Raw genomic sequence first — 21997 nt, forward strand, 5'->3', positions numbered from 1 at the left:
CGTCCGCCGTCACTTCCAGGGAAGACCCATGCCGCACAGCCTCGACCTGCTCGTCGTCGGAGACGCCAATCCCGACGTCGTGGTGGGTCCCCTCGACGCCCCCCTCGCCTTCGGCCAGCACGAACAGCTCGTCCCCGGCGGCGCCCTCACCCTCGGCGGCTCCGCCGCGATCATGGCGTGCGGCGCGGCCCGCCTCGGCCTGCGGGTGGCGTTCGCCGGCCGCGTGGGCGACGACGACGCCGGCCGCTACGTCCGCGACACCCTCGACGCGCACGGGGTCGACACCGGTGCCCTGCTCGTCGATCCCGGGCTGCCCACCCCGCTCACCGTCGTCCTCACCCGGGGCGAGGACCGTGCGATCGTCACGGCCCCGGGCACCCTGCCGGCCACGACGGCCGCGGACGTACCGGCAGCGCTGCTCGCCGCCGCCCGGCACGTGCACGCCGCGTCGTACTTCCTGCTGCCCGCTCTCGCCGCCGGGCTGCCCGAGCTGCTGCGCACGGCACGCTCCCACGGTGCGACGACGTCGCTGGACACCAACGACGACCCGGCCGGCCGCTGGGACCCGGCCGGCCTGGGCGCCGTACTGCCGCACACCGACTACCTGCTGCCCAACGCGGCCGAGGCCCGGCGGCTGGCCGGGCCGGACCCCGCGGACCTCGGGGAGGCCGCCGCGCTGCTCGCCGGCCGGGGGCCGACGGTCGCCGTCAAGAACGGGGCCGAGGGCGCCCTGTGCCACGACGGGAAGACCCTGCTCAGCACGCCCGGCATCCCGGCCCGGCCGGTGGACACGGTGGGCGCCGGTGACAGCTTCGACGCCGGTTTCGTCGCCGGGCTGCTCGCCGGGCTCCCCCTGCCCGAGGCCCTCGAACTCGCCGCCGTCTGCGGCGCGCTGTCCACCCGCGCGCACGGCGGCACCACCGCACAGCCCACCTGGGACGAAGCGTTCGCCCAGCTCACCCGCAACGGAGAGAGCCCCGCATGAGCACCGCCCACCCGACCGCCCCCAAGATCGCCTTCGTCGGAGCCGGCAGCGTCGTCTTCACGCAGGGCCTGCTCGCCGACCTCTTCGCCTTCGACGAGCTGAAGTCCGCGCACATCTCGCTGCACGACATCGACGAGGAGCGGCTGGCCACCGCCCGGGCCGCCGCCGAGTACATCGCCGCCGAGCGCGGCGCCCGGCCGCGCGTCACCGCGCACGCCGACCGCCGGGAGGCGCTGGCCGGCGCCGACTTCGTCATCAACATCGTGCAGGTCGGCATGGGCGAGGCGACCCGGACCGACTTCGAGGTGCCGGCCCGGTACGGGCTGCGCCAGACCATCGGCGACACCCTCGGTGTCGGCGGCATCTTCCGCGCGCTGCGCACCTTCCCGCTGCTCAGGGCGCTCGGGCAGGACATCGCCGAGGTCTGCCCGGACGCCTGGCTGCTGAACTACACCAACCCGATGGCGATGAACGTCCAGTACCTCGCCGAGGCGACCGGCCTGACGCGGGTGGTGGGGCTGTGCCACTCGGTCTACTGGACGGTCCAGGGCCTGTGCGAGCTGCTGGACGTCCCCTACGAGGAGGTCACCTACCGGGCCGCGGGCGTCAACCACCAGGCGTGGGTGCTGCGCCTGGAGCACGGGGGCGAGGACCTCCACCCGCGCCTGGACGCCCTGATCGCCGGGGACCCGCAACTGCGCCGCCGGGTGCGCATGGACATGTACCGGCGCCTGGGCCACTACCCGACGGAGACCAGCGAGCACTCGTCGGAGTACGTCCCCTGGTACCTGCACCACGACAGCGAGATCGACCGGCTGCGGCTGCCCGTCGGCGCCTATCTGGGCATCGTGGACGAGAACGTGGCCGAGTACGAGCGGACCCGAGACGCGCTGGCCTGCGGGGCGCCGCTCACCGTCGAGGGCACCATGGAGTACGCGCCGCAGATCATCCACAGCATCGTGACGGGCACGCCCCGCACGGTCTACGGCAACGTGCCGAACCACGGTCTGATCGAGAACCTGCCCGCCCGCGGAACCGTCGAGGTGCCGTGCCTGGTCGACGCCGCCGGCATCCAGCCCACCCGCGTCGGCGCGCTGCCCCCGCAGCTGGCGGCCCTCAACCGGGCCTACCTGAGCACCGCCGACCTGGTGGTGCGGGCGGCCCTCCAGGACGATCCCCGGCACATCCGGCACGCGGCGATGGCCGACCCGGCGACGGCGGCGACCCTCAGGGTCGAGGAGATCTGGAAGCTGTGCGACGACATGGTCCGCGCCCACGGGGACCGGCTGCAGCCGGGACTGCGCGGCACGCTCGCCCTCTGAGGGGGCCGGCGCACGGCGGCCCTGCTGGTGCGGCCCCGCGTACGGGGGAAAACGCGGGGCCGCACCAGCAAGCTATCGGAGTAACCGGCCGCCTGCCAGACCCGGCGTCGCCCCGGCCGCCCCGAACCTCCCTCTCCCGAACGCGGCTCGGGGACCGCGCCCGGTCCCGCGGCGGGCGCGCTCACCCGACCGGCGGACAGGAGCGTCGGCGGGAGCGGGGCGCTCCGGCACGGCGCGCGCTGCGGGGCGCGCCGTACGGGGGACACACTGAGGTCATGGCTAGCTCCGATCCGCCGGAGACGGCGTCACGGTGTTTTCCCGACCGGCCGACCAGTGCGGCGGCGGCCCGCCGGTTCGTGCGCGCCGCACTGGACGGTGCCGCCGCGGACGTGGTGGGCACGGCCGAGCTGCTGGTGAGCGAGCTGGTCACCAACGCGGTGCTGCACGCGCGCACCGAGGTCGAGGTGGGAGTGGCGCGCCTCGACGGCCGCCTGCGGGTACGGGTCGGGGACCGGCGTCCGGGCCGTCCGCTGGTGCCGCGGCACTGCCCCCCGTACGCCGGTACCGGGCAGGGGCTGGCGCTGGTGGAGCGGTTGGCCTCCCGGTACGGGGCGGTCGGCGGCGACGCGGGCAAGACGGTGTGGTTCGAGCTGTGGCACGACAGTCCGGCGCCGCCGTCGTCCGGGTGGGAGACCGCCGTACCGCCGCGCCCCGCCGAACGGACGGTGACGCTCGTCGACGTGCCGACCGCGCTGGAGACGGCGTGCCGGCAGCACCGGCACGCCGTGCTGCGCGAGCTGACCCTCGCCGCGGCCGCGGCAGACCCTCTCGGGGTGGCGCCGCAGGACCTCGCGGCGGCCAACGACCTCAACAACGTGATCAGCGCCGGGGTGACGGCCGCGCTGGAGGAGCCGGGCGCCGATTCCGGCCTGCGCAGCCTCCTGCTGCCGCTGCCGCCCGACGCCGCGCCCGCGGTGAACGCCCTGCGCGGCGTGCTCGACCTGGCCGAGGAGCGGGCCCGGGAGGAGCGGCTGCTCGCCCTGCCGGCCCTGCCCCGCGGCCGTGCCTTCCAGGACTGGCTCTTCGACGAGATCACCGGACAGCTCGCCGGGGACCCGCCCACCGCCTGGACCGTGGTCCCGCGCGAGCCGGAGATCAGTTCGGCCGAGCTCGTGCCGTGGGACGTCGGCCAGGTGCGGGCCAGCCGGATGCCGACCATCGCCGCCGACGAGGGCAACCGGATCGTCGCGGCCAACGGAGCGGCGGCGGACCTGCTGGGCTGGGACCCCGACGACCTGGTCGGACGCCGGCTCGTCACCCTCGTCCCCGAGCACCTGCGCGAGCGGCACACGGCGGCGTTCACCTCGTTGCTGCTCACCGGCCGCACTCGCATCATGGGGCGTTCCGTGCCACTGCCGGCGCTCCACCGCGACGGCGGGCTGGTCCCCGTCCGTCTGTTCATCCAGACGCAGGAGACGGCCGACGGCCGCACCGTCTTCGTCGCCCAGCTCATCCCCCGGGCGACCGCGGCCCTGGACGTGTCCAGGACCCCCGGCAGCATCCGGGAACCGGCGCTCGGGGAGCCCGGCGGCCGCCCGCCGCCGGCCGCGCCGGAGGCCGGTACCGGAACGACCGGTGCCCGGGGCACCCTGTCCACGATGGACCGGCTCGCCCTGCTGGCCGACCTGGCGGCACGGCTCAACGACACCCTGGACCTGGACGAGGGGCTGCAGCGCGTCGGACGGCTGCTGACGCGGGGGCTGGCGGACTGGTGCGTGGTGGACCTGTTCACCGCCGACACCCGGCTGGACCGGGTCTGCGTCGTCCACCGGGATCCCTGGGCCCTGCGCCCCGGGACGTACGAGGGCACGCTCCCGGAGTTCACCGAGGAATCGCGGGGGCCGCTGGCCCGGGTGCTGCGCGGCGCCGGGCCGCTGCTGCTCACCGAAGCCCCGCGGTCCGGCCCGCACGAGAGCCCGCTGGACAGGGCGTACGTCGAGCTGTTCCGCCGGCTGGGGGCGGGCAGCGCCGTCATCGCCCCGCTACGGGCCCGCCGCAGGATCTTCGGCGCCCTCACCCTGGCCCGCGCGCCGGGCGGGCGGCCGTTCACGGAAGAGGACCTGGCGCTCGTCGACGACCTGGTCCACAGCCTCGCGCTGGGCGTGGACAACGCCCGTCTCTACCAGGACACCCGCTCCATCGCCGAACGGCTCCAGCGCTCCCTGCTGCCGGTGCTGCCGGAGGTCGAGGGGCTGCAACTGGCCGCCCGCTACGCGGCCTCCTCGGCCACCGCGCAGGTCGGCGGGGACTGGTACGACAGCTTCGTGCTGCCGCACGGGGACACCGGGCTGGTCATCGGCGACGTCACGGGGCACGACCTCGACGCGGCCATCGCGATGAGCCAGTTGCGCAGCATGTTCCGCGGCATCGCCGTGGACCGCGAGGAGCCGCCCGCGGAGGTGCTGCGCCGGCTGGACCTGGCGAATCACAGTCTCCACCGGGAGGCGACCGCCACCTGTGTCTACGGGCTGCTCAAGGGGTCCGCGCGGGGGCCCTGGGAGCTGAAGCACTCCTCCGCCGGCCATCCGCCGCCCCTGCTCGCCACGCGGGACGGCCGGGCCCGGTACCTGGGCGGCGGAGCCGGGCTGCTGCTCGGCATGGACCCCGACGTGGCCCGGGAGACGGCGCGGCACATGCTGCCGGCCCACTCGACGCTCGTGCTGTACACCGACGGCCTGATCGAGCGCCGCCACGAGCACATCGACGACGCCCTGGAGCGGCTGCGCCGGCACGCCGCCGGTCTGGCCCACGAGCCCCTCGACACGTTCTGCGACGAGCTGCTGATCGGTCTGGGGGCGGACAGCACGGACGACATCGCGGTCCTCGCCGTCCGCCCCACGCCGCCCTGAGGGCCGGGCACCTGGTGCCGCGGCCCTGCCCGTTCGGGCAGCGCCTTCTGCCTCGGTGGCTCCTGACGTGCGCCGCGGGGCGGGGATAGCGTCGCCTCGTGAGCATCACGTCCCGGCGAGCGGCCAGGTGAACGACGAGCGGCTGACCGTGGCGCAGCCGGCCGACGACGCGAACGGACCAGGACCGGCGCCGTACTCGCCCGGCCGGCCGGGCGCGCCGGAGGAACCGCACCTGCCGGAGCGACCTGAGCAGCCTGAGCGGCCCCGCAAGCGCAGACGCCGAGGTCCCGGGCCGGTCACCCTGCTGCTGCTGCCGGCGCTCGTGACCGTCACCGGCGTGGCTGCCTTCCTCGCCCTGGGCGGACTGCCGAACCCGTGGCCCGACGACGACTCCGGTGCCGACCCGTCCACCGCCGCCGGCATCGACCCCTCGTACCTGCCCTGGCTGCGCAAGGCGGCCTCGGCCTGCACCGTCCTGGAGCCGTCCGTGCTCGCCGCGCAGATCGACCAGCTCTCGGGCTGGAGCGACGACTCGGACGAACTCTCGGGCCAGAAGGGCATCGCCGCCTTCACCGACGACGAGTGGCGCACCTGGGGCAAGGACGACGACGGCAACGGGACGTCCTCGCCGCGCGATCCGGCGGACGCCATCATGGCGCTGGGCCGACGGGACTGCTCACTGGCCGGGAAGGTGACCGAACTGCGCACCGAGGGCCGGATCAACGGCGACCTCGTGGAGCTGACGCTGGCCGCCTACGCCGTGGGACCGGACGCCGTGACGGAGGCGGGGCGGGTGCCCGCGGCGGCGAAGACGTACGTCGCCGAGGTCCAGGCCCTGCTGCCCCGGTACGAGGCACTCGACCGGGAGGACTCCGGCGGCGGCGCGGGCGGCGCGGCCGGCGCGCTGCTGACCGCGCCGGTGAGCCCGCTCACCATCACCTCGCCCTTCGGTTCGCGGGAGCACCCGCTGACCGGCGTGACCAAGCTGCACACCGGCGTGGACTTCGCCGCGCCGCAGGGCGCGCAGGTCGTGGCGGCACGGCGGGGACGTGTCGTCTTCGCCGCGCTCACCAGCGCGTACGGCAATCGCATCGTGATCGACCACGGGACCATCCAGGGCAAGCGGGTGGAGACGACCTACAGTCACCTCTCCGCCCTGGGTGTGACCGTGGGGCAGGCGGTGGAGGCCGGGGCACCGATCGGGCGAGTGGGCTCGACCGGCCTGTCCACCGGCCCCCACCTGCACTTCGAGGTCGTCCTGGACGGGTACTACACCGATCCGCGCCCCTGGGTCCTGCCGGACGGGGTTTGAACCGCCGGATCGTGCCGAAGGACTGAGCATGACCCAGTCGAAGCGCGAGACGGAACGGAAGTACGAGCCGCCGCCGGGCGGCGGTGCCTGGCTGCCCGACCTGACCGGCACGGGGCCCGTCGCCTCGGTCACCGCGAGCGGCCCCGGGGAACTCGACGCCGTGTACCACGACACCGCGGACCTGCGGCTCGCCCGGTCCTCGGTCACGCTGCGCCGCCGCACGGGCGGTCCGGACGCGGGCTGGCACCTGAAGCTGCCGCTCGCCGGGGACACGCGGGAGGAGCTGTGGGCCCCGCTGTCGGACGACGTGCCCGACCCGCTGCGCGAATTGACCCTGTCCCGCACCCGGGGCGCCGGGCTGCGTCCGGTCGTACGCGTCCGGTCCACCCGGACCGTGCGGCGGTTGCGGGACGCGGAGGGCCGGGTGCTCGCCGAACTGAGCCTCGACGAGGTGCGTGCGGACGCGGCGGTGTCCGGCGGCGGCCGTGCCGAGTGGACCGAGCTGGAGGTCGAACTGGCGGACGGGGTCGACGCCGGGCTGCTGGACTCGATCGAGAAGAAGCTCCGGAAGAAGGGGGCCGTGCGCGCCGGAGGTCCGTCCAAGCTCGCCCGGGCGCTGCGGGAGACGGGAACGGCCCCTGAGCCGGCACGTGCTCCGGGGGTGGTGGCCGGGTCGGCCGGCGCGTACGTGCTCGCGTACGTGGGCGAGCAGGCCGGCGGGCTGGTGTCGCTGGACCCGGCGGTCCGCCGTGACCTGCCCGACGCCGTGCACCGGATGCGCGTCACGTGCCGCCGGCTGCGCGGTTGCCTGCGCTCCTACCGCTCGGTGCTCGACCGGCGGGTCACCGACCCGCTGTGCGCGGAACTGAGGTGGCTGGCCGGCGAGTTGGGGGCGGCGCGCGATCACGAGGTGCTGGACGAGCGGATCGGCGCCGCGCTGGCGGAGCTGCCGGACGAACTCGTGCTGGGTCCCGTCGCCGCCCGGCTGCGCGTGTGGGAGGTGTCCGGGGGCGACGAGGCGCGGTCCCGGGTCCGGGAGGCCCTGGCCGCGCCCCGCTATCTGCGCCTCCTGGACGCGCTGGACGCCCTGGCCGGGCAACCGCCCCTGCGGGCGAGGGGGGCCGGGAAGCCCGCCCGGACGATGGCCCGGGCGGTGCTCAAGGAGTACGCCCGGCTCGCCGCACGGATGGACCGGGCGTCGGCGCGGCCGTCCGGCCGGTCGCGGGAGACGGGGCTGCACGAGGCGCGCAAGGCGGCCAAGAGGCTCCGCTACGCGGCCGAGGTGGCGCGTCCCGCGCTCGGTGAGCCGGTCGCCCGGCTCGGCGAGCGTGCCAAGGCGGTGCAGCAGTTGCTCGGCGAGCACCAGGACGCCGTGGTCGCCCAGGAGACCTTGCGGGGGCTGGGGGTGGCCGCCCACGCGGCGGGCGAGCAGGCGTTCACGTGGGGGCTGCTGCACGGTCTCGAACGGGCGGGGGCCGAGGCCCGGCGGCGGGAGCTGGCCGAGGTGTGGCGGACGGCCTCGGACCCCGCGCTGCGGGCGCCGCTCGGCCACTGAACGGCGGCCGGGCCGGACTCCCGGCGTCCCTCGCGCATGCGGTGCGGGAGGGCCGGTCCTCAGGCCGCGCGCGCCCGGTCCGGCAGCGCGCGCAGCGGCGCCGCCGGAGTGCGGGCGGCACTGACCCGGTAGGTGATCCGGTCCGGGTCGGCGAGCGGTTCGCCGAGCGTTATCCGGCCCGCGGCGTGCAGCGCGTCGCACTCGGCGGTGGGCAGCGCGACGTAGCAGCCGCCCCGGCCGGTGGCGGAGTCCAGGGGGCGCCAGTAGCTGTATCTGCGGCGCCCGTCCGCCCGCACGGTGACGAAGACCGGTGTGCGTGCGTCGGTGACGACGCGCAGGACCTCGGTCTCGGCGGCACCGGGCCGGGCGGGGCGCCCGGCCTCACGGAGGCCGGGGGTCTGCGGGCGGGCGGCGACGGTGAGCGGCATCGGCGGTGGCCTTTCCAGGTCAGTGACTCGAGAACGCCTACCCGGTCCGGCCGGAGTTGATCTCGATGGAACCGCATTCTTCAGTACGGCACTGACAACGCCCCCGCCGGGCGCCCCGGCAGGGGCGCCCGGCCCGGTTCCTCAGGCGAGTTGGACGAGGAGGTCGCCGCCCTCGACCTGCTGGATGCGGTTGATGGCGAGCCGGGTCACCGTGCCGGACCTCGGCGCGGTGATGGACGCCTCCATCTTCATCGCCTCGATGGTGGCCACGGTGGCGCCCGCCGCCACCTCGTCGCCCTCGGCGACGGCGAGGGTCACCACTCCGGCGAACGGGGCCGCGACGTGACCGGGGTCGGCCCGGTCGGCCTTCTCCGTCACCGGGACGTCGGTGGCGGCCGAGCGGTCGCGGACCTGGATGGGACGGAGCTGGCCGTTGAGGGTGGACATCACGGTGCGCATACCGCGCTCGTCGGCCTCGCCGACGGCCTGCAGTTCGATGAGCAGCCGGACGCCCGGGTCGAGGTCGACCGTGTACTCCTTGCCCGGGCGCAGCCCGTAGAAGAAGTCCTTGCTGTCGAGGACGCCGGTGTCGCCGAACGAGGCCCGGTGGGTCTCGAACTCCCGGGCCGGGCCGGGGAAGAGCAGCCGGTTGAGCGTGGTCCGGCGGTCCTTCTCCAGGCCGCGGCGGTCCTCCTCGGTCAGCTCGGCGAGCGGCTTGGCCCCGGCGCGGCCCCGCAGCGCCCTGGTGCGGAACGGCTCGGGCCAGCCGCCGGGCGGGGTGCCCAGCTCGCCGCGGAGGAAGCCGACGACGGAGTCGGGGATGTCGAACCGGCCGGGGTCCTGCTCGAAGTCGGCCGGGGAGACTCCGGCGCCCACCAGGTGCAGGGCGAGGTCGCCGACGACCTTGGAGGAGGGGGTGACCTTGACCAGGCGGCCCAGCATCCGGTCGGCGGCGGCGTACATCGCCTCGATGTCCTCGAAGCGGTCGCCGAGACCGAGCGCGACGGCCTGGGTGCGCAGGTTGGAGAGCTGGCCGCCGGGGATCTCGTGGTGGTAGACGCGGCCGGTCGGGGAGGCGAGGCCCGCCTCGAAGGGGGCGTAGACCTTGCGGACGCTCTCCCAGTACGGCTCCAGGTCGCCGACGGCCTGGAGGTCGAGTCCGGTGGGCCGCTCGGTGTGGTCGGTGGCGGCGACGATCGCCGACAGGGAGGGCTGCGAGGTGGTCCCGGCCATGGAGGCCACCGCTCCGTCGACGGCGTCGGCGCCGGCGTGGATCGCGGCGAGGTAGGTGGCGAGCTGGCCGCCGGTGGTGTCGTGGGTGTGCAGGTGCACCGGCAGGTCGAACTCCCGGCGCAGCGCGGAGACCAGGGTCGCGGCGGCCGGGGCGCGCAGCAGGCCGGCCATGTCCTTGACGGCCAGGACGTGGGCGCCGGCGTTCACGATCTGCTCGGCCAGCCGCAGGTAGTAGTCGAGGGTGTAGAGCCGCTCGGCCGGGTCGGAGAGGTCGGCGGTGTAGCAGAGGGCGACCTCGGCGACGGAGGTGCCGGTCTGCCGTACGGCCTCGATGGCGGGCCGCATCTGCTCGACGTCGTTGAGGGCGTCGAAGATGCGGAAGACGTCGATGCCGGTGGCGGCGGCCTCCTGCACGAAGGCGTCGGTCACCTCGGTCGGGTACGGGGTGTAGCCCACGGTGTTGCGGCCGCGCAGCAGCATCTGGAGGCAGATGTTGGGCACCGCCTCGCGCAGCGCGGCCAGCCGCTCCCAGGGGTCCTCGGCGAGGAAGCGCAGGGCGACGTCGTAGGTGGCGCCGCCCCAGCATTCCAGGGACAGCAACTGGGGCAGGGTGTGGGCCACGGCGGGCGCCACGGCGAGCATGTCCTTGGTGCGCACCCGGGTGGCGAGCAGCGACTGGTGGGCATCGCGGAAGGTGGTGTCGGTGACGCCGATGGTGGGCGACTCGCGCAGGCGGCGGGCGAACCCCTCCGGGCCCAGCTCGGTGAGCAACTGGCGGGACCCGGCCGGGGGTTCACCGCTCGGCACCGGGGGCAGCTTGGTCAGCGGGTCGATCAGCTCGGGGCGTTCGCCGTGCGGCTTGTTCACGGTGACGTCGGCGAGGTAGGTGAGCAGCTTGGTGCCGCGGTCGGCGGAGTGCCGGGCGGTGAGCAGGTGCGGGCGCTGCTCGATGAACGAGGTGGTGACCCGGCCTGCCTGGAAGTCGGGGTCGTCCAGGACCGCCTGGAGGAAGGGGATGTTGGTGGCGACGCCGCGGATGCGGAACTCGGCGACCGCGCGCCGGGCGCGGTTCACGGCGGTGGTGAAGTCCCGTCCCCGGCAGGAGAGTTTGACCAGCATCGAGTCGAAGTGGGCACTGATCTCCGTACCGGCGTGGGTGGTGCCGCCGTCGAGGCGGATGCCGGAGCCGCCCGGCGAGCGGTAGGCGCTGATGCGGCCCGTGTCCGGGCGGAAGCCGTTGGCCGGGTCCTCGGTGGTGATGCGGCACTGCAGGGCGGCGCCGCGCAGGGTGATGTTCTCCTGGGAGAGACCGAGGTCGGCCAGCGTCTCGCCGGCGGCGATGCGCAGTTGGGACTGGACCAGGTCGACGTCGGTGACCTCTTCGGTGACCGTGTGCTCGACCTGGATGCGCGGGTTCATCTCGATGAAGACGTGGTTGCCGTCGCGGTCGACGAGGAACTCCACGGTGCCCGCGTTGCGGTAGCCGATCTGCCGGGCGAAGTTCACGGCGTCGGCGCATATCCGCTCCCGCAGGGCCGGGTCGAGGTTGGGGGCGGGCGCCAGCTCGATCACCTTCTGGTGGCGGCGCTGCACCGAGCAGTCCCGCTCGAAGAGGTGGATGACGCCGCCCTCGCCGTCGGCGAGGATCTGCACCTCGATGTGGCGGGGTTCGACGACCGCCTTCTCCAGGAAGACGGTCGGGTCGCCGAAGGCGGAGGCGGCCTCGCGGGAGGCGGCCTCGACGGCCTCGCGCAGTTGGGCGGGCTCCTCGACGCGGCGCATGCCGCGCCCGCCGCCGCCCGCGACCGCCTTGACGAAGACGGGGAAGCCGACGTCGTCGGCGGCGCGCACGAGTTCGTCGACGTCGGTGGAGGGCGCGGAGGAGCCGAGGACCGGCACGCCTGCCTCGCGGGCGGCGGCCACGGCACGGGCCTTGTTGCCGGTCAGTTCGAGGATGTGGGCGCTGGGTCCGACGAAGGTGATGCCGGCCTCTTCGCAGGCCCGGGCGAGTGCGGGGTTCTCGGAGAGGAATCCGTAGCCCGGGTAGACGGCGTCGGCTCCCGCCCGGCGGGCGGCGCGCACGATCTCCTCGACGGAGAGGTACGCGCGCACGGGATGCCCCTGCTCCCCGATCTCGTAGGCCTCGTCGGCCTTGAGCCGGTGCAGCGAGTTGCGGTCCTCGTGCGGGAAGACGGCGACGGTGCGCGCGCCGAGCTCGTAGCCCGCCCGAAACGCACGGATCGCGATCTCACCGCGGTTGGCGACCAGCACCTTGCGGAACATTCTTGATCCCTTCAGCCTGCCGGGTGACGAGACCATGGTGTCGGCGCCGCCCCCGGTACGCCATGTGAGCCGGGCCACTCCCGGTGCCGTCATGAACCCGTGCCGGGGCCCTCGGGTCAAGGGTTCGCGTGCGGGTGAGGGGCGCCCACCGCTCAGCCGAGGGCGGTGGCGAGGCGGTGGCGGATGCGGTCGAGGCCGGCCGGGGTGCGGGAGGGTGCGGCGGTGGTGCAGCCGGGCAGTCCGGCCCGGGCGAGGGTGCTCAGCAGCGCCCGGGGGCCGCTGTCGAGGTAGGTGGTGAAACCGGCCCGGCGCAGCGCGTGCAGGGTGCGGTGGAGGACGAGGGGCTCGGTGAGGTGGGCGGCGGCCGCGGTGCGCAGGTGGGCGGGGGTGCGGGCGGGTCCGGCCGTGGTGGCGGTGTAGACGGTGAGCGTGGGCGGGGCGACGCGCTGGGCGCGCAGGAGGCGCCGGAAGGCCCGGTGGACCTCGGTGAGCAGGGGGTGGTGGTAGGCGGTGCGGCTGGTGAGCGGGGTGGCGCGGCGGCCGAGGGCCCGGACGGTGCGCCGCAGGGCGGCCATCTGCTCGTCGGGCCCGGCCAGGACGGTCTGGCCGGGGGCGTTGCGGGCGGCGATCCGTACCTGCGGCAGGTTCTCGGTGCGCAGCAGGTCCGCCGCCTGCCCGGCGGTCAGGTCGGTGGCCAGCAGGCCCGCCGCGGGCAGCGCGGCCTCGCGCAGCATGCGGTCGCGTACGTGCAGCAGCCGGACCCCCTGTTCGAGGGTGATGGCCCCGGCCACGGTGAGCGCGGCGAGGTCGCCCACGCTGTGGCCGAGCACCGCGTGGACGGATGGTGCGGCGAGGTCCAGCAGGAGGGTGGCGGAGGCGACCACGGCGGCGTAGGTGGCCAGGTCGAAGCCGAGGGGGTCGGTACGCACCAGCAGGTCGGGGCCGGGTGCCGCGGGGTCGGTGAGGAGGCGGCCGACGGGGGTGCGGGGGCCGCCGAGCGCGGTGGTGTGGGCGTCCACCGCCCGCAGCACCCGTGCGACGCAGGGCACCTCGCCGAGGTGTCGCAGGGCGCCGGGGAGGTAGGCCCCCTGGCCGGGGCACATCAGCACGGTGGGCCGTGTGCCGCCGGCCGGGGCCGCCGGGTCGTTGCTCATGAGGCGTCTGCGAAGGCGAGCGCGACGTTGTGCCCGCCGAACCCCATGCTGGTGGTGACGGCCGCGAGAGGCCCGGGGGCCAGCGACGCGGGGCTGCGGCCGACGACGTTCAGGCCGATCTCGGGGTCGACCCGTTCGAGGCTGCACGCGGGCGGCGCGGTCCTCTCCCGCAGGGCGAGGACGGTGAGGACGGCCTCGATGGCCCCGGCGGCCCCGAGGGTGTGCCCGAAGGCGGCCTTGGTGGCGCTGACCGCGATGTCGTCGAGGCCTTCGGCGAAGACGCTGTGCAGGGCCTGGGCCTCGCCGAGGTCACCCAGTGGCGTGGAGGTGGCATGGGCGTTGACGTGCCGGATCTGCCCCGGGCGGAGTCCGGCGTCGTGGAGAGCGGCGTCGACGGCGGCGGCGCAGCCCGTGCCGCCGGGCGCGGGCTGGGCCACGTGGTGGCTGTCGTTGGTGATGCCCGCTCCGGTCAGCCGGCCGTGGACGCGGGCGCCGCGGGCCGCGGCGTGCCGGGCGCTCTCGACGACGAGCATGCCGGCGCCCTCCCCCATCACGAAACCGTCCCGGTCGGCGTCGAAGGGCCTGGACGCCCCCTTGGGGTCGTCGTGACGCCGGGAGAGGGCCCGCAGCCGGGCGAACCCGGCCAGGGCCAGCGGGTGCAGCGCGGCCTCGGCGCCCCCGGCGACCACGATGTCGGCTCGGCCGTCCCGGATCATGCCGAGGGCCTGCGCGAGGGCCTCGGCCCCGGAGGCGCAGGCGCTGACCGGCGCGTGCACCCCGGCCCTGGCGCCCACCATCAGCCCCACCTCGGCGGCCGGGTGGTTGGGCAGCATGACCGGGATGGCGCGCGGGCCCACCCGTTCCGCGCCCCGGGTCTCCAGCCGCCGGTACTGCTCCAGGATGCTGGTGAGGCCGCCCAGTCCCACCCCGACGACGACGGCCACCCGCGAACCGTCCGCCGAGAGCGCCGCCACGTCGGGGAACCCGGCGTCGCGGACGGCTTCGCGGGCGGCGACGAGGGCGAACTGCGCCGCGCGGTCGCAGTGCGCGGCCTTGGCGGACGGCAGTGCGGTCGTGGGGTCGACCGCGGCCGGGGCGGCGAGGTACACCTGCGCGGGCCCGCCCGGCTCGGCGAAGTCGACGCGCTCGACACCGCACACGCCGTCCAGCAGGGCCCGCCACGTGGTGGGCACGTCGCCGCCCAGCGCGGTGGTCAGACCCAGTCCGGTGACGACGGCGGCCCGTTCCTCGGGGGAGGGGTCGGCCGCGTGCCGTGGGCTCACGCGGTCCCGCCCGCGGGGACGTCGACGGCCTCGGCGAGGTGGGCCGCGATCTGCCGCACCGTCGTGAGCCGTTCCGCCTGTTCCTGCGGCACCTCGATCTGCCAGCGGTCCTCGATCGCGGCGACCAGTTCCAGTCGGGCCAGCGAGTCGACGCCCAGGTCGTCCTGGAGGGAGGAGTCGGGGTCGATCTCCTCCACGGTCAGGTCCTCGACCGTGGCGGCCAGCAGGTCCCGCACCTCGTCGAGCAACTGTCGTTCGTCAGCGGTGGACGGCATGTCCGGTTCCTCCTCGGTCCGTGCACGGCGCGCCCGGTGCGGGCGGGAGGACCCGGTGGCCCGGGCGCGCCTGCGGTGCCCGGCGACCTGCCGGTTGCACGCCGACAGACTGTCCGGCCGTCCGGCGCGGCAATCGCCGGGCCGGGGGTGACGGCGGAGCGTCGGGTGCGCGCCAGGGGGGTCGGTGGACGCCCGTGTCCGCCTTTCACTGTGAAGCGCCCCGTCGCGGACCGAGGGGGGCGGGCGGCGGGCGCGTAAGGGGCGGGTGGTGGCGCCGCGGTTCCTCAACGGACTTTGGCGGCTCCCTTAAGGCTTTCTGAAGATGACCTTCGAACGGCCGTTTCCCCGCCGGTCGGGTCCTAGGCTCTCGCACACCCCCCACGGTCCCGGTGGGCGCGCCCGCGTCCACCGGGTACGGGGGCTCCGTCAGCCGACCGACAAGCCGAGGTGTCCTGCCCATGGGTTCCCGCCGAGCCGCCCGCCCGTCCCGCTCCCACGCCCGGCCCCGTGGCGGGCCGAGGACCCGCGGCGGCGCGCTGGCCCTCGGCGCCGTGGTCCTGACGGCGGGCGTCGGGATCACGCTGGCCGTCGTCGACGGCGACGACGGCGCCGCGTCGGACCGGGGCGCCGTGGACGCGGCCGACCGGGCGCCGAACGCCGAGGACGCGGCGGGCGGTGCGGCGCCGCTCGCGTCCACGCCGGCGAGCCCGAGCCCCACGGCGAGCGCTTCCCCGAGCGGGAGTACGGGGCCGGAGAAGAAGCCCGGGAAGACGGCGAGCCCGACGGCCGGCGCCGTCAAGGCCCCGGCACCCGTGTCCAAGGCTCCGGTGGAGGCCACCGGAAAGAGCGCCGCCGACGGCTCGGGCGGCGGCCGGTCCGGCGGTGGCGGCTCGGGCACCGGGACGGGCCCGGGTTCCGAGTCGGGCTCGGGTTCCGGATCGGGCTCGGGGACGGGTTCCGGTGCGGGCGGCGGGGCGGAGGCCCAGGTCCTCGCGCTGGTGAACGAGGAGCGGGCCGCGGCGGGCTGCTCTCCGGTCACCGCGAACGACAGGCTCACGCGGGCCGCGGACGACTACAGCGACGTCATGGCGAGCAGCGGCGTGATGTCCCACACGGGCCCCGACGGCTCCACCATGGCGAGCCGGGTGGAGGCCGCCGGCTACCAGTGGTCGGCGCTGGGCGAGAACATAGCCCGGGGCCAGGCGGACGCCGCCTCGGTGATGGACTCCTGGATGAACAGCCCCGGCCACCGCGCGAACATACTCAACTGCTCCTTCAGGGAACTGGGCGTCGGCGTGCACTTCGGCGACGGCGGCCCCTGGTGGACCCAGGACTTCGGCACCGGCCGCTGAGTTGCCGTCCCCCCTCACCGCCGCGCGGCGCCGCCCGAGTCGGCCAGCGCGAACGACACCGCCACCCGCGCGCCCCCGAGCGGCGCGCGGGTGATCGTCAGCTCGCCGTCCGCCGTACGGGCCGCCCGGGCCACGATGTCCAGGCCGAGCCCGGTGGAACCGCCGACGCTGACGCCCCGGGTGAGGGCCGCCTCCGGATCCGCCACGCCCGGTCCGGCGTCGTCGACGGTGAGGTGCACGTGCCTCTCCCGCCGTTCCACGCGGACCAGGAAGCGGGTGCCCTGCGGGGTGTGCCGGAAGACGTTGCCGATCAGGGCGTCGACGACGGCCGCGAGGTCGTCCTTGGGGAAGGCCACGGGCGTCGGGCGCGGGGTGAGGGACCGCTCGAAGGGCCGCTCCTGCTGGATGGCGAGCACCGACCAGAAGTCCAGGCGCATGGCGACCACCTCGGCGACGTCGCAGGGCTTCGCCGCGCCCGCCCCGGCCCCGGCGAGCTGCGCCGACGCCAACGGGGTGCGCGCCGCCGCGATGATCGAGTCCAGCTCGCGTTCGAGCTGCCCCGCCGCCTCCGTGACCCGGCGCGCGCTGGGCGTGGCGCCCATCCGGTCGGCCTCCAGGTAGAGGGCGGTCAGCGGGGTGCGCAGCCGGTGCGAGAGGTCGGCGACCAGTTCGCGTTCGACGGCGAGCAGGTCGACGACCCGGTCGGCCATGGTGTTGAACGCCACTCCGGCCTCCTGCAGTTCGGGCGGGCCGTCCGGGGCCACCCGTACGCCGAGGTCGCCGGAGCCGAGGGCGAGCGAGGCGCGCTTGAGGCCCCGGGAGGAGCGCACCACGCGGGCGCCGAGCCGGTCGGCGACCAGCACAGAGCCGCCCACCAGGCCGACGGCGAGCAGGGCCATCACGCCCCAGGAGGCCGCGACGCCCCGGGTGAGGTCGGCGGCGGGCACGTACGCCTCGACGACGGCGACCCGCTCGCCCCGCAGGACGACGGGCTGGAGGTACGCCCAGCCGTCCGGGGTGTCGACGGCGAGCGTCTCGCGCCCCCGTACGGCCCGGTCGAGCGCTTCCTCGGGGGCGTGCGGGGTGCCGACGAAGCCGCCGTCGGGCAGCCGCACGGCCAACTGGTCCAGGGAGCCGAGTTCCGCGACGGCCTGCTGGACGTCGGCGCGCCGGGTGGTGAGGGCGAGCACCGGTGAGAGGGCCGCGGCACGCTGCTCGGCGGCGGTGGTGACCCGGTCGCGGGCCTGTTCGCGGACGAGGAGGGCGAGCGGGACGAGGAACGAGAGCGCCACCATGGAGGTGACGGCCAGGGCGATCCCGGCGAGGGCGCGTCTCACGGGGCGCTGACCAGCTTGATGCCGATGCCCCGCACGGTGTGGAGGTAGCGGGGCCTGCGCGCCTTCTCCCCCATCTTGCGGCGGAGCGCGGAGAGGTGGACGTCCACCGTCTGGTCCTCCACGTACGGCTGCTGCCACACCTCGGTGAGGATGCGCTGCCGCGAGACGACCTGGTCGGCATGGGCGGCCAGGTAGGCGAGGAGGTCGAACTCGCGCCGGGTGAGGGGCAGTTCGCGGCCGGCGAGATGGGCGGTGCGCGCGGTGGGGTCGATGCGCAGGTCGGCGACCTGGAGGACGGGCGGCCGCGCGGTCCGCGGGTCGGCGGGCGCGGAACGGCGCAGTACGGCGGCGAGCCGGGCCGCGAGCTGGCCGCCGGAGAACGGCTTGACCAGGTAGTCGTCGGCCCCGGCGTTGAGCAGCCTGATGATCTCGGTCTCCTCGTCCCGGGCGGTGGCGACCAGCACCGGGACGCGGGATATGCCCCGGATCATCCGCAGCACGTCGAGACCGTCGAGGTCGGGCAGCCCGAGGTCGAGCACGACGATGTCGGGCGGGCTCTGGGTGATGTCGCGCAGCGCCTCGAAACCCTGGTGTGCGGTCTTCACCGCGTAGCCGTGTCCGGTGAGGACCTCGATCAGCGCGGCCCGGATCACAGGGTCGTCCTCGACGACAAGTACGGAGGCCATGGGCAGGCACGTTAGCCGGTCCGTCACTATGGTGTCGTGTCCCGCCTCCTTCGCTACCTGGTCATCTGGCTGTCCTGCACGGCGGCCAGTGTCACGGCCGTCATCCTCACGATCCACTTCGTGGTGGGCTCGACCCGGCCGACCGCGCCGGTCGCGCAGACGGCGCCGAAGGAGTTGCCGGACCCGCCCCGGCCGACCGTGTCCAAGACCGTGACGGCCACGCCCGGCCCGGCGCCCACCCGCCGCGCGCCGAGCCCGGCGCCGTCCCGGACCAGCGCGGAGCCGCCCGCGTCGGCTCCGGCTCCCACTCCGACGCCGAGCCCCCGCACCACCGCCCCGCGGCCCCCCGCGGCCGGGGGCGGCCCGGGGTGCGAGGAGGGCGGGGCGGGTGTGTACACGGTGCCGTCCGAGGGGGGCAAGGCCACCGTGCGGTTCGGCGGCGGCGGGGTGTGCCTGATCTCGGCGGTGCCGAACCGGGGCTTCACGGTGAGCACGGAGCAGAGTGCGCCGCGGACGCTGAAGGTGACCTTCACGGCGAGCCGTCACCGCTCGGAGATCACCGCGACGACCGAGCCGCAGAGCCGGGCGGACGTCCGCGAGGTGTCGTGGTGACGTTCCCCACCTCCGTCCCGCGCCTCAGGTCGTGGCGCAGGAGGTGCCGTTGAGGCTGAACGTGCTCGGGGCGGTGTTGGCGGCGCCCTTGTGCGCCGTGAAGCCGAGGGTGACCGTGCCGCCGGCCGGGATGGTGGAGGTGTAGGAGGCCGGGGCGACACGCACCGCGCCGGCGTCCTGGGCGGGGGTGCCGCCCCACATGTTCGTGATGGTCTGGCCGTCGGCGAAGGCGAAGGCGAGCGTCCACGGGCCGACGGCGGTGGCCGCGGTGTTGCGGACGGCGATCTCGCCCTGGAAGCCGCCGGGCCACTCCCCCACGACGCGGTAGGCGACGGCGCAGGCACCGCCGGGGGTGCCGCCGCTCTCCTCGGTGGTGACCTCCACGGCGGCGGAGCGGGCGGAGCGGTTGCCCGCGGCGTCATGGGCGTGGACGGCGAAGGTGTACGGGGTGGCGGCGGTGAGACCGGTCACGGTGGCGGTGGTGGTCGTCGAGGAGGCGACCCGGGTCGCGGTGCCGTCGTGGACCCGGACGACGTCGTATCCGGTGACCGCGGTGTCGTCGGTGGCGGCGGTCCAGCCGAGGGTGACGGAGGTGTCCGTGACCGCGGTGACGACCGGGGGGCCGGGGGCCGTGGGGGCCTCGGTGTCGGCCGGGGAACCGTCGCCGTAGACGGTGGCCTCCTTCGAGGTCCGGGCGATGCCGTTGTCGCCGTGGAAGACGCGTTCGCCCCAGCCGCTGAGCCGGCTCGGGTCGAAGTCGAGCGCCAGGTCGAGGACGGGGTCGGTGTTGCCGCTCCAGGACCAGGCCAGGTAGCCGATCCCGAGCTGTTCGGCGGTGGCCATCATGGTGTCCTCGTCGGGGTCGCCGTACTGGTCGGCGGGGCCGCCGAACTCGCCGATGAGGATGGGGAGTCCGGCGTCGACGAACGCGTTCAGGTAGTCGGTGATCTCCTGGGCGGTGTCGAAGACGCTGTACATGTGGATGGAGAAGATCAGGTTGCCGGTGGGGTCGGCGTCGTGGACGGTCCGGGCGTTGGCGCGCATGACGCCCTGCCAGTCCTGGCCCCAGTTGGGCGCGTCCACCATGATCGTGTGCTGCAGTCCGGCGGCGCGCAGCTTCTTGACGGCGGCGACGGTCGGTTCGGTCCAGCCGGCGGGGTCGGTGTTGCCCCAGGGCTCGTTGCCGATGTTGACGACGACGTAGTCCTCCTGGCCGGCCAGCACGTCCTTCAGGCCGATCCAGTAGTCGGCGGCGTGGTCGAGGGTGCCGGCCGCGGTGTCCTCGCCGTATCCGGTGGTGTCGTGCACCTCCAGGACGCAGATCAGCCGGTTGGCCTTGCACTGCCCGATGACGGCGGCGACGTCCTCGGGACCGTTCTCGCTCCAGCGGTGTCCGTCCGACAGGACGACCCTGACGCTGTTGGCGCCCAGCGCTTTGATGTCCGCCAGGGACTGCGTTTCGCCGGGGTACCAGGTGTGCGCGTGGTTGACCCCGCGCATGACGAAGTCGTTGCCGTTGCCCTCCAGCAGCCGGCCCTCGCCGATGTGCAGGCCCACCGCCTGCGCTCCGGGCGACTGGACTGCGGCGGCCCGGGCTCCGGGCGACTGGGCCACGGCCGCTGCCGGGCAGAGGGCGCCGACGACCACCAGCCCGATCAGGGCGGCGAGCCCTGTCAGCAGGCGGGCGGAGAGTGCTCGGGGTGCGGGTGTATCGCGTCTTGCTGTGCGCACGGCGACTCCAGGAGGGGTAGTGCGGACACGGGCGACGGCGAGAAGAAGTGTGGGAGCGCTCCCACAGCTCGCCCCCATGGAACTCATTGCGCCGCGTACACGTCAAGACTGCGGACAGAAATCGCTTGCTCGCCCGGGCCCCTTGCGGGGGCCCCGCATCAGGGCACGTCGCCCCGCCAGTCGAAGCGGCGCGCGTCCCCCGGCCTCGGGGTGTACGAAGCGCGGCCGCCCGGGCCGTAGCGGCCCACCTCCGTCGCCAGGAGCACTCCGCGGTCCCGCTCCTGTGCCGTGAGGTCCGTGACGTCCAGCAACAGGCCGTCCAGAGGGCCGCCCACCAGGTGCGCGTAGGCGCGGCCGGCGCGCGGGCCGGGGTTGTCGTGGTCGGCGCCGTAGACCCTGCCGCGCATGAACTCCACCTCATCCATGGGGTGAAGCCTCGCATCCGCCACTGACAACGGCCCCTCGCCGGGGCGGCGGTCCGTCGCTACAGCGGTGGTTCGTCCAGCAGTTCCAGCAGACAGCGAGCGCCCGCCCGGGCCGTCGCGGCACCGGCGGTGCCGGTCACGGCGGGGAAGACCCGGCCGTAGGCGGCTGCGCGGTTCAGGGCACTGAGCCGCCAGGCGATGCTCACCGCCCGGCGCAGTTCCACCGTCGTGCGGCCGGTGTCCGTCCAGGGTTCGAGGTAGGCGTCGCGCAGGCGCGGGAGCACCCGCGGCCCGTGGTGTCCGGCGGCCCGGCGGGCGGGGACGGCGAGGCCGGCGAAGGGGTGGGCGACGACGGCGTCGCCCCAGTCGAAGAAGGTGAACCTGCCGGGCGCCGGGTGGAAGACCTGCCCCTCGTGCAGGTCGGCGTGGTCCAGGGAGTCGGGGACACCCAGCGCGTCGAGTTCAGCGCACCAGTCCGTCAGGCGGGGGCGCAGTGCCCGCAGCGCGGCCCGCTCCGGGGACGCCTGCGGGGTGTCGTCGAGCCGGTCGAGGACGCCGGGCAGCGCGGCGGTGGGCACGGCGGGGACGCCGAGGCGTGCGATGTCTCCCGCGCGCGGCGCCAGGGCGTGCTGCACGGCCGCGTACTGGCGCACGAGTTCCTCCCACGTGCCGGGAGCGACCGCCTCCCGTGCGAGGACGTCCCTGAGCAGCGGTCCGCCGTCGGGCAGCAGCGACCAGCCGCGGCCGGTGTCCACCGCCAGTGGTTCCAGTACGTGCCCGGGGACCCAGCGGGCCAGTGCCGCGGTCAGGCCGCCTTCGAAGGCGCCGGCCGGCGGGTTCGCCTTGAACCAGACCGCGCCGTGTTCCTCAACCTCCAGCCGCAGCAGGACCGACCACGGCCGCAGCCGCGCCCGCCACCGCCCCGTCGGCCGCAGGCCGTGGGCGGTGAACCCGGCCCGCACCCAGGCGAGCACCTCGGCGCGCCAGGCCGGCTCCTCCCAGGGGGTGACGGTGTCCCGGTACCCTCCCCGGTCCACGGCCACGGGCGTGTCACTGAGCATCGGGCCATCCCAGCACGCCGCGCCGCGCGCGGCCACCCGTTTCGCGTGCGGGGA

17 protein-coding genes are annotated in these 21997 nt (G+C 75.2%); 7 read left to right on the forward strand and 10 right to left on the reverse strand.

Annotation, left to right across the window (positions count from 1 at the left end; genetic code table 11):
• The first annotated feature begins 28 nt into the window (after positions 1 to 28).
• From IG88_RS0112255 to IG88_RS0112275, 5 genes are all read left to right on the forward strand, one after another.
• Positions 29 to 985, forward strand: coding sequence for a carbohydrate kinase family protein (locus tag IG88_RS0112255; protein ID WP_031038877.1), 957 nt, complete (start codon positions 29 to 31; stop codon positions 983 to 985).
• Positions 982 to 2307 (forward strand): alpha-glucosidase/alpha-galactosidase, encoded by a 1326-nt coding sequence (locus IG88_RS0112260; RefSeq protein WP_031038880.1) that lies wholly within the window; start codon positions 982 to 984, stop codon positions 2305 to 2307. The genes IG88_RS0112255 and IG88_RS0112260 overlap by 4 nt, the downstream gene beginning before the upstream one ends.
• A gap of 275 nt (positions 2308 to 2582) precedes the next feature.
• Complete coding sequence (locus IG88_RS0112265; protein WP_031038883.1) at positions 2583 to 5216, forward strand: SpoIIE family protein phosphatase; 2634 nt, start codon at positions 2583 to 2585, stop codon at positions 5214 to 5216.
• A gap of 127 nt (positions 5217 to 5343) precedes the next feature.
• Positions 5344 to 6528 carry a M23 family metallopeptidase gene (locus tag IG88_RS0112270; RefSeq protein WP_037835790.1) on the forward strand — a complete coding sequence of 395 codons (1185 nt, stop codon included), beginning with the start codon at positions 5344 to 5346 and terminating at the stop codon, positions 6526 to 6528.
• Positions 6529 to 6556: 28 nt separating this feature from the next.
• Complete coding sequence (locus tag IG88_RS0112275) at positions 6557 to 8083, forward strand: CYTH and CHAD domain-containing protein (RefSeq protein WP_031038887.1); 1527 nt, start codon at positions 6557 to 6559, stop codon at positions 8081 to 8083.
• Between the two features lie 59 nt (positions 8084 to 8142).
• Here the strand turns inward: IG88_RS0112275 and IG88_RS0112280 are convergent, their stop codons facing one another.
• The 5 genes from IG88_RS0112280 to IG88_RS0112300 form a co-directional block, all read right to left on the reverse strand.
• Complete coding sequence (locus tag IG88_RS0112280; protein WP_031038889.1) at positions 8143 to 8511, reverse strand: hypothetical protein; 369 nt, start codon at positions 8509 to 8511, stop codon at positions 8143 to 8145.
• A gap of 141 nt (positions 8512 to 8652) precedes the next feature.
• A complete protein-coding gene (locus tag IG88_RS0112285; protein ID WP_031038892.1) occupies positions 8653 to 12027 on the reverse strand; it encodes a pyruvate carboxylase in 3375 nt (1124 codons plus the stop codon).
• 152 nt (positions 12028 to 12179) lie between these two features.
• Positions 12180 to 13181, reverse strand: coding sequence for an ACP S-malonyltransferase (locus tag IG88_RS0112290; RefSeq protein ID WP_031038895.1), 1002 nt, complete (start codon positions 13179 to 13181; stop codon positions 12180 to 12182).
• Positions 13178 to 14464, reverse strand: a complete 1287-nt coding sequence (locus tag IG88_RS0112295; RefSeq protein WP_031038900.1) for a beta-ketoacyl-[acyl-carrier-protein] synthase family protein — start codon at positions 14462 to 14464, stop codon at positions 13178 to 13180. The genes IG88_RS0112290 and IG88_RS0112295 overlap by 4 nt, the downstream gene beginning before the upstream one ends.
• Positions 14461 to 14739: an acyl carrier protein gene (locus tag IG88_RS0112300; RefSeq protein ID WP_031038905.1), complete on the reverse strand. Its 279-nt coding sequence runs from the start codon at positions 14737 to 14739 to the stop codon at positions 14461 to 14463. Before IG88_RS0112300 ends, IG88_RS0112295 begins: the two co-directional genes overlap by 4 nt.
• Before the next feature lie 458 nt (positions 14740 to 15197).
• Between IG88_RS0112300 and IG88_RS0112305 the strand changes: the two genes are divergently transcribed.
• Positions 15198 to 16091, forward strand: coding sequence for a CAP domain-containing protein (locus IG88_RS0112305; RefSeq protein WP_031038908.1), 894 nt, complete (start codon positions 15198 to 15200; stop codon positions 16089 to 16091).
• A gap of 14 nt (positions 16092 to 16105) precedes the next feature.
• On the opposite strand, the gene IG88_RS0112310 is transcribed toward IG88_RS0112305, so the two are convergent.
• Together IG88_RS0112310 and IG88_RS0112315 are read right to left on the reverse strand one after the other, a co-directional pair.
• Entirely contained in the window at positions 16106 to 17428 is a 1323-nt protein-coding gene (locus IG88_RS0112310; protein ID WP_031038911.1) for a sensor histidine kinase, read from the reverse strand.
• Complete coding sequence (locus IG88_RS0112315) at positions 17425 to 18114, reverse strand: response regulator transcription factor (RefSeq protein WP_031038913.1); 690 nt, start codon at positions 18112 to 18114, stop codon at positions 17425 to 17427. The genes IG88_RS0112310 and IG88_RS0112315 overlap by 4 nt, the downstream gene beginning before the upstream one ends.
• A gap of 36 nt (positions 18115 to 18150) precedes the next feature.
• Between IG88_RS0112315 and IG88_RS44250 the strand changes: the two genes are divergently transcribed.
• Positions 18151 to 18726: a hypothetical protein gene (locus IG88_RS44250; protein WP_234332132.1), complete on the forward strand. Its 576-nt coding sequence runs from the start codon at positions 18151 to 18153 to the stop codon at positions 18724 to 18726.
• 24 nt (positions 18727 to 18750) lie between these two features.
• Here IG88_RS44250 and IG88_RS0112330 read toward each other — a convergent pair whose 3' ends face one another.
• The 3 genes from IG88_RS0112330 to IG88_RS0112340 form a co-directional block, all read right to left on the reverse strand.
• Positions 18751 to 20457 carry a cellulase family glycosylhydrolase gene (locus tag IG88_RS0112330; protein ID WP_031038919.1) on the reverse strand — a complete coding sequence of 569 codons (1707 nt, stop codon included), beginning with the start codon at positions 20455 to 20457 and terminating at the stop codon, positions 18751 to 18753.
• 158 nt (positions 20458 to 20615) lie between these two features.
• Positions 20616 to 20882 carry a hypothetical protein gene (locus IG88_RS0112335; RefSeq protein ID WP_031038923.1) on the reverse strand — a complete coding sequence of 89 codons (267 nt, stop codon included), beginning with the start codon at positions 20880 to 20882 and terminating at the stop codon, positions 20616 to 20618.
• 59 nt (positions 20883 to 20941) lie between these two features.
• Positions 20942 to 21943, reverse strand: coding sequence for a phosphotransferase (locus IG88_RS0112340; RefSeq protein WP_031038926.1), 1002 nt, complete (start codon positions 21941 to 21943; stop codon positions 20942 to 20944).
• Between the last annotated feature and the right edge of the window lie 54 nt (positions 21944 to 21997).

Origin of the sequence: Streptomyces sp. NRRL F-5650, from assembly GCF_000721365.1 — a bacterium.
Taxonomy (GTDB): domain Bacteria; phylum Actinomycetota; class Actinomycetes; order Streptomycetales; family Streptomycetaceae; genus Streptomyces; species Streptomyces ardesiacus.

Coding starts and splice junctions, on each gene's coding strand:
- IG88_RS0112255 (WP_031038877.1), top strand. CDS start 29: ATGCCGCACAGCCTCGACCTGCTCGTCGTCGGAGACGCCAATCCCGAC.
- IG88_RS0112260 (WP_031038880.1), top strand. CDS start 982: ATGAGCACCGCCCACCCGACCGCCCCCAAGATCGCCTTCGTCGGAGCC.
- IG88_RS0112265 (WP_031038883.1), top strand. CDS start 2,583: ATGGCTAGCTCCGATCCGCCGGAGACGGCGTCACGGTGTTTTCCCGAC.
- IG88_RS0112275 (WP_031038887.1), top strand. CDS start 6,557: ATGACCCAGTCGAAGCGCGAGACGGAACGGAAGTACGAGCCGCCGCCG.
- IG88_RS0112280 (WP_031038889.1), bottom strand. CDS start 8,511: ATGCCGCTCACCGTCGCCGCCCGCCCGCAGACCCCCGGCCTCCGTGAG.
- IG88_RS0112285 (WP_031038892.1), bottom strand. CDS start 12,027: ATGTTCCGCAAGGTGCTGGTCGCCAACCGCGGTGAGATCGCGATCCGT.
- IG88_RS0112290 (WP_031038895.1), bottom strand. CDS start 13,181: ATGAGCAACGACCCGGCGGCCCCGGCCGGCGGCACACGGCCCACCGTG.
- IG88_RS0112300 (WP_031038905.1), bottom strand. CDS start 14,739: ATGCCGTCCACCGCTGACGAACGACAGTTGCTCGACGAGGTGCGGGAC.
- IG88_RS0112305 (WP_031038908.1), top strand. CDS start 15,198: ATGGGTTCCCGCCGAGCCGCCCGCCCGTCCCGCTCCCACGCCCGGCCC.
- IG88_RS0112315 (WP_031038913.1), bottom strand. CDS start 18,114: ATGGCCTCCGTACTTGTCGTCGAGGACGACCCTGTGATCCGGGCCGCG.
- IG88_RS0112335 (WP_031038923.1), bottom strand. CDS start 20,882: ATGGATGAGGTGGAGTTCATGCGCGGCAGGGTCTACGGCGCCGACCAC.
- IG88_RS0112340 (WP_031038926.1), bottom strand. CDS start 21,943: ATGCTCAGTGACACGCCCGTGGCCGTGGACCGGGGAGGGTACCGGGAC.